Origin of the sequence: Streptomyces himastatinicus ATCC 53653 (assembly GCF_000158915.1) — a bacterium.
In the GTDB taxonomy this organism is placed as follows: Bacteria; Actinomycetota; Actinomycetes; order Streptomycetales; family Streptomycetaceae; genus Streptomyces; species Streptomyces himastatinicus.
On sequence record NZ_GG657754.1, the window covers coordinates 6,294,502 to 6,301,291 of the forward strand.

6 protein-coding genes are annotated in these 6,790 nt (G+C 71.2%); 5 read left to right on the forward strand and 1 reads right to left on the reverse strand.

The window, feature by feature from the left end; all coding sequences use genetic code 11:
- A partial coding sequence (locus SSOG_RS26850; RefSeq protein ID WP_050799980.1) for a DUF5719 family protein occupies nucleotides 1-991 on the forward strand: 991 nt, incomplete at its 5' end.
- Between the two features lie 53 nt (nucleotides 992-1,044).
- Here the strand turns inward: SSOG_RS26850 and SSOG_RS26855 are convergent.
- Nucleotides 1,045-1,557, reverse strand: coding sequence for a metallopeptidase family protein (locus SSOG_RS26855; RefSeq protein WP_078510410.1), 513 nt, complete (start codon nucleotides 1,555-1,557; stop codon nucleotides 1,045-1,047).
- Between the two features lie 272 nt (nucleotides 1,558-1,829).
- Between SSOG_RS26855 and SSOG_RS26860 the strand changes: the two genes are divergently transcribed.
- The 4 genes from SSOG_RS26860 to SSOG_RS26875 form a co-directional block, all read left to right on the forward strand.
- Entirely contained in the window at nucleotides 1,830-2,291 is a 462-nt protein-coding gene (locus tag SSOG_RS26860; protein WP_009717407.1) for a DUF3499 domain-containing protein, read from the forward strand.
- Between the two features lie 188 nt (nucleotides 2,292-2,479).
- On the forward strand, nucleotides 2,480-4,090 hold the full coding sequence (locus tag SSOG_RS26865) for an L-lactate permease (RefSeq protein WP_009717408.1): 1,611 nt from the start codon (nucleotides 2,480-2,482) through the stop codon (nucleotides 4,088-4,090).
- A gap of 211 nt (nucleotides 4,091-4,301) precedes the next feature.
- Complete coding sequence (locus tag SSOG_RS26870; protein WP_009717409.1) at nucleotides 4,302-5,939, forward strand: IS200/IS605 family element transposase accessory protein TnpB; 1,638 nt, start codon at nucleotides 4,302-4,304, stop codon at nucleotides 5,937-5,939.
- Nucleotides 5,940-6,003: 64 nt separating this feature from the next.
- On the forward strand, nucleotides 6,004-6,790 hold a 787-nt coding region (locus SSOG_RS26875), incomplete at its 3' end, for a phosphomannomutase (protein ID WP_039941764.1).

Here is a 6,790-nt window from a genome sequence, read left to right on the forward strand (position 1 = left end):
GTCCACCGGCAAGGACCGGCAGGACTTCGTCCATCTGACCAACCCGGACGACCGGGCGGCCGAGGTGGACCTCACGATGTACGGCCCGGGCGGCAAGCTCAAGCCCACCAGCGACGAGTCGATCACCGTGCCGGGCCGGTCCACCGTGCCCGTCCTGCTCTCCACCCTCACCGATCAGCGGTCCACCGATATCTCCCTCCATGTGACGGCCCGCAGCGGACGGATCGGTGCCGCCGTGCAGGCCATCGACGAGAAGCGCGGCGGCGACTGGATCCCGGCCTCCGCGGTGCCCGCCACGAAGGTCGCGATCCCCGGCATACCGTCCGACGCCACCTCGGCGCGGCTGGTGGTCTTCGCGCCCGGCGCCGACGACGCGGACCTCAAGGTGCGGCTCGCCGGGCCCACCAGCTCGATCACCCCGGCCGGACATGAGTCCCTGCACGTCAAGAGCGGCATGAGCGCGGCCATCGACCTCGGTGACGTCACCAAGGGCGAACCGGGCTCGCTGCTGCTCGCCCCCGAGGACAGCGATGGCCCGGCCACCCCGGTGGTCGCCGGGCTCCAGGTCACCCGCGGCAAGGGGAGCGACCAGGAGACGGCGTTCATCCCCGCCACCGGCGCCATCGAGCGCACCGCCACCGCCGCCGACAACCGCGCCAAGGGCTCCGTCCTGTCCCTGGTCGCCCCGGGCGGCACCGCGAAGGTCCGGGTCACCGCCTCGGCGGGCAGCGGGGGCGGCACCCCGGCCAGTGAGACCTACACGGTCAAGGGAGGCACCACGAAGGCGGTCGCCCCACCGAGGCCGTCCGGCGCCAAGGGGCAGTACGCCGTGACCGTGGAACGCCTCTCCGGCGGCCCGGTCCACGCCTCCCGCATGCTGTCCCTCCCGGAGGGCGACGTCCCGGCCTTCACGATCCAGTCCCTGCCGGACGACCGGGGGACGGTGCAGGTCCCGCAGGCGACGCAGGACCTGTCCGTCCTGAACCGCTAGAGCTCGTCAGGGCGGGGCCGGAGTCCGGTCCCGCCCTGCTCTGTCCGTACCGGCTACTCCTGCCCGTACCGCGGATCCACCGATTCCGGTTCCAGCCCCAGCAGCTCGGCCACCTGCTCGACCACGACCTCGTGCACCAGCAGGGCGCGCTCGTCCCGGTTCTTCGTACGGATCTCCACCGGGCGCCGGTAGATCACGATTCGGTCGGGCGTGTCGCCGCGCGCCGCGATGAAGCGCCCGAGGGGGACGGACTCACCGTCCCACCCGTCGGTGAGGCCGGGGGCGCCCGGCGGATGCCTGTCGAGGCCGTGCCCGGACGGCGCGTCGGCGCTCCCGCCGACCCCGGTGACCGGCACCTCCAGCACCGTGAAGTCGACGCCCGACAGCTGGGGCCACCGTCTCTCCAGCCGCTCCGCCGAGTCCTGCACAAGATCGATGAAGGACTCGGCGCGGCTGACCGACAGCGGTACCTGGGGCGGCGCGATCGGACCGCGCATACCCCGGCCGTGCCGATCGCGGCGCCGGGGACGCGGCTCGGGCTGGTCGGACGGTACGGGCCTGGTCATCACTCACGAGGGTAGCCGTCGCCCCGCCCCCGCCACGTGCTTACTGGACAGCCATGTCCAATGTCACTTAATGAACATTCCGGCCATGCTTACGTCCATAAACGGACTTCTCTCTGCTTGCTTCTCTGTCTCAGGATGACCCCTCTCGGTTCGAGTGCTGACCGGAATCGTCCGCGGCGGCTCTCGGCCGTCCCGATGTCCGCGCTGGTCAGCCGGGAAGTGCACGTATCGGGTGCACGGGGCGAACCGGGACGACACGGCGGAGTGAGCTGGTGGAGAGTCGTCGCGGCCCGCTCAAGAGTGCGGTACCGTCCAACGTCGTGAGCCCTGTACGTCGCTGTTCGCGCACCGCCTGCGGCCGCCCCGCCGTCGCGACGCTGACGTACGTCTATGCGGACTCGACCGCGGTTCTCGGACCGCTGGCCACCTACGCCGAGCCACACTGCTACGACCTGTGCTCGGAGCATTCGGAGCGGCTGACCGCCCCGCGCGGCTGGGAGGTCGTCCGGCTGGCCGTCGACACCGGTCCGGCCCGGCCGAGCAGTGATGATCTGGAAGCCCTGGCCAACGCGGTGCGCGAGGCGGCCCGCCCCCAGGAGCGCGCCGCCGGAGCCGGGGGCGGATCCGGAGCGTCCGGTGCCACGGGCGGGGGCGGACAGAGCGGCCGCGAGGCCGATCCCCGGGAGGTGGCCCGCCGCGGCCATCTGCGGGTGCTGCGCTCACCGGAATCCTGACGCCCCGCCCGTCATCTCCCGCCCGCCGCGCGTTTTTCGCCCGCCGCGGGGATGAATTTCCGGCACCAGTCGATCACTTCCCTCCAGGGCATTGACGCGCACTCGTCACGGCCACGACCATTCCTGGACCCCGAGCCCTCCATTTCCGCATCACGGATGTGGACTTCCAGGATTCCCAGGAGGCCCGTGTGTTCGTGCAGCAGCTGGAGCCCGTCGCCGATTCGCTGACCCTCTCCGCCCTCATCGCCACCCTCCCCCTCCTCACCGTCCTCGCCCTGCTCGGCGGGGTGCGGATGCGCGCCCACTACGCGGGGCCCATCGGCCTCGCCGTCGCCGTCCTCGTCGCCTGTCTCCCGTACGGGATGCCCCTCGGGCAGACCCTCTCCAGCGGCGCACAGGGCGTGCTCTTCGGGCTCTTCCCCATCATGTGGATCGTCGTCAACGCCCTGTGGGTGTACCGGATGACGGTCCGCACCGATCACTTCGACGTCCTGCGCCGCTCCTTCGGGCGGCTCTCCGACGACCCCCGCGTCCAGGCCCTCGTGATCGCCTTCTGCTTCGGCGCGTTGCTGGAGGCGCTCGCGGGATTCGGTGCCCCGGTGGCCATTTGCGCGGTCATGCTCGTGGCGCTCGGCTTCGACCCGGTGCGCGCCGCCGTCGTCGCGCTCGTCGCCAACACCGCGCCCGTCGCCTTCGGCGCCATGGCGACCCCGGTGGTGACGCTCGCTCAAGTCACCGGGCTGCCGCTGGAATCCGTCGCCTCCGTCGTCGGACGGCAGACCCCGCTGCTCGCCCTCGTCGTCCCCCTGCTGCTCGTCGTGCTGGTCGACGGGCGGCGCGGGCTGCGCGAGACCTGGGTGCCCGCGCTCGCCTGCGGAACCGCCTTCGCCGTCGCCCAGTTCGCCGTCTCCAACTACCTCTCCGTCCAACTCGCCGACATCGCCGCCGCGCTCGTCGGCGCCGCCGCGCTCGTCGCCGTACCGGCCGCCCGGCGGCCCGCCGAGGAGCCGGTGCGCGCCGCCGTCCTCACCGGAGTACGCAGCGACGACCTGGACCACGTGGACCCGCGCCCCGAAGTGCTGCGCGCCTACGCCCCGTACGCGCTCATCGTCGCGATCTCTCATCGCCCAGATCGGCCCGGTCAAGGACCTGTGACAGCCACCCGCACCGTCAACTGGCCGTTCCTGGACGTCGCCAACCCCGACGTTAAGCCGGTCAGCGGCAACCTCTTCGCGCTGCCCCTGCTCGCCACCGGCGGCACCCTCGTCCTGTTCGCGGGCATCGCCACCGCCGCCGTCCTGCGGGTCGCCGCGCGCGACGCGCTGGGGGAGTGGGCGGCCACCGTGCGCGAGCTGCGGCACGCGATCCTCACGGTCACCTCGGTGCTCGCCCTCGCGTACGTCATGAACCTCTCCGGGCAGGCCGCCACCATCGGCCACTTCGTCGCCGCGGCCGGGGCCGGGCTCGCCTTCCTCTCCCCGGTGCTCGGCTGGTTCGGCGTCGCCGTCTCCGGCTCGGACACCTCCGCCAACGCCCTCTTCGGCGCCCTCCAGGTCACCGCCGCCCGCGAGTCCGGGCTCTCGCCCGACCTGCTCGCCGCGGCCAACAGCTCGGGCGGCGTCCTCGGCAAGATGATCTCCCCGCAGAACCTCACCATCGCGTGCGCCGCGGTGGGGCTCAAGGGACAGGAGGGGGATCTGTTGCGGAAGGTGCTGCCATGGAGTCTGGGGCTGCTGCTGTTGATGTGCCTGATCGTCGTCGCGCAGTCGTCGTTCCTGCTGGGGTGGATGCTGCCGTGAGCCGGTAGGTGAGCCTCACAGTTGCCGCCCAGGTCCGAGAGGTTGCCAACCTGTTGTGGTTGAGCGTATGTGAGTGTCCGGGCTGTAGAGGGCATGGTTTTCGGAAGAGGGAACGGGAGTTCCCGGTTCGAAAACGTGACCTTTCGCGAGTGTGGTCGTTGGGTGGGTGACAGGCGTCTTGCCGTCGGGCTCGCGGAAAGGGGGGTACGGGGTGGGTGTGCTGCGTGAGTTGTCGGCGCCGTTCGTCGTCCCCGGTCCGTCCGGTGTCGCGATCCGTACGCGTCTTAAGGGCCTGACCGTGGGGGACGAGGAGGTTTTGCGGCTGGTCGGCGCGCATCTTGGGACACTGGCTTCGCGTGACCTGAAGCGGCGCTGTGCCGAGAGACTGGAACACTCCGCGGACACGTGGGCGGAGCGTAAACGCGTTCTGACCGTAGAGTCCTCGTCGCGGTGGGCGGGCAGTATCACCAAGGCGACGCATGACCAGTGGGCGCTGTCCCGGCGTGCGCAGTCCGCCCACATCCAGGTTCTGGAAGCCGGTGTGCGCACCATCGCGCACCGGTTGTCGCTGCCGGTGGGCGCGAAGGGAACGAAGCGGAGCCCGGGCGGCTACCGCACCCGGCAGGAGTGGTTCGCCAAGACACGCCGCCTGCATCTCCTGCGGGACCGGCTCGTTGCCGAGCGTGCCGACCGCGAAGCGGCGCATGTGCGCGTGGTACGAGGGGGAAAGCGGCTGGCCCGTACCCGTCACCACCTCGAACAAGCGCGGCTCACCGAGGCCGAGTGGCGGCAGCTCTGGGAGGCTGGACGCTGGTTCCTCCAGGCCGATGGCGAGAGCGGGAAGCGGCTGGGGAACGAGACGATCCGCGTCACGCCGGATGGCGAGGTCAGCATGAAGCTCCCAGCGCCCCTGGCACATCTGGCCAACGCCACGCACGGCCGGTACGTCCTCACCGGCACCGTCGCCTTCCACCACCGGGGCCAGGAGTGGGCCGACCGTGTGTCGGCGAACCGGGCCGTGGCCTACCGCATCCACCTGGACGTGGCCCGCTACCGCTGGTACATCACCGTCTCGTGGACGATCCCGCCGGTCCAGACCGTTCCGCTGGCCCACGCCCGCGCCGGTGGCCTGGTCGGCGTCGATACCAACGCCGATCACCTGGCGGCATGGCGCCTGGACGAGTACGGCAATCCGGTCGGCGACCCGCGCCGGTTTTCCTTTGATCTGAACGGACCGGCCACCTACCGCGACGCCCAGGTACGGCACGCGCTGGTGCGGCTGCTGCACTGGGCCAAGCGTCACGGCCTGAGCGTCGCGATCGAGGATCTGGACTTCCAGGCGGAGAAGACACGGGAGAAGCACGGCAGGCGGAAGCGGTTCCGCCAGCTGATCTCCGGTATGCCGGTGTCCAGGCTGCGGGCACGGCTGGCGTCGATGGCGGCCGAACTCGGCATCACCATCGTGGCCATCGACCCGGCGTACACCTCCAAGTGGGGCGCCCAGCACTGGCGCAAGCCCCTCACCAGCAAGAAGAGGAAGACCACACGCCACGACGCGGCAGCGGTGGCGATCGGAAGGCGCGCCCTGGGGCATCCGATCCGGCGACGGACGGCACCGCCCCCGCACGACCAGAGCGATTGTGCGGGGCATCGGACCGTCCAGGCCGCATCGGGCACCCCGGGGCGTGAGGAAACCCGCCCCCGCATTCCCGGACCACGGACACGATCCGTCGGCGCCGGATACGGAGCGAAAGCGGGCGACCAGGGTGCCCAACACCGTCCGGGGCACGCGGCTGAGCACGAGTCCTGGCACCAGGGCTTATCCCCGCTCAGTCATGAGGAACGGTAGGTTTTGAGATCCGTGGACACCGTCCGTGGAGACCTCCAAGAAGGACCTCGAGAAGGGGTTGGCTGTGCCCGACTTGTCGCAGATCGTGAAGGCGTACGACATCCGCGGTGTGGTCCCGGACCAGTGGGACGAACCGCTCGCCGAGCTGTTCGGCGCCGCCTTCACCCGGGTGACCGGCGCGGCCGCGATCGTCGTCGGCCATGACATGCGCCCCTCGTCGCCGGGCCTGTCGCGCGCCTTCGCCCGCGGGGCCGCCTCCCTCGGGGTGGACGTGACCGAGATCGGCCTCTGCTCCACCGACCAGCTGTACTTCGCCAGCGGCCACCTCGACCTGCCCGGCGCGATGTTCACGGCCAGCCACAACCCCGCCCAGTACAACGGCATCAAGATGTGCCGGGCCGGGGCCGCGCCCGTCGGCCAGGACACCGGCCTCGCCGAGATCCGCTCCCTGGTGGAGGAATGGGCGGAGACCGGAGCCCCCGAGCCCGCCGCCGACCCCGGCACCATCACCCAGCAGGACGTCCTGGTGGACTACGCCGCCCATCTGCGCACCCTCGTGGACCTCACCGCCATCCGGCCGCTGAAGGTCGTCGTGGACGCGGGCAACGGCATGGGCGGCCACACCGTCCCCACCGTCTTCGAGGGGCTCCCGCTGGAGCTGGACGCCCTCTACTTCGAGCTGGACGGCACCTTCCCCAACCACGAGGCCAACCCCCTCGACCCGAAGAACATCGTCGACCTCCAGGCCCGCGTCCGCGAGACCGGCGCCGACCTCGGCCTCGCCTTCGACGGCGACGCCGACCGCTGCTTCGTCGTCGACGAGCGCGGCGAACCGGTGGCCCCCTCCGCGA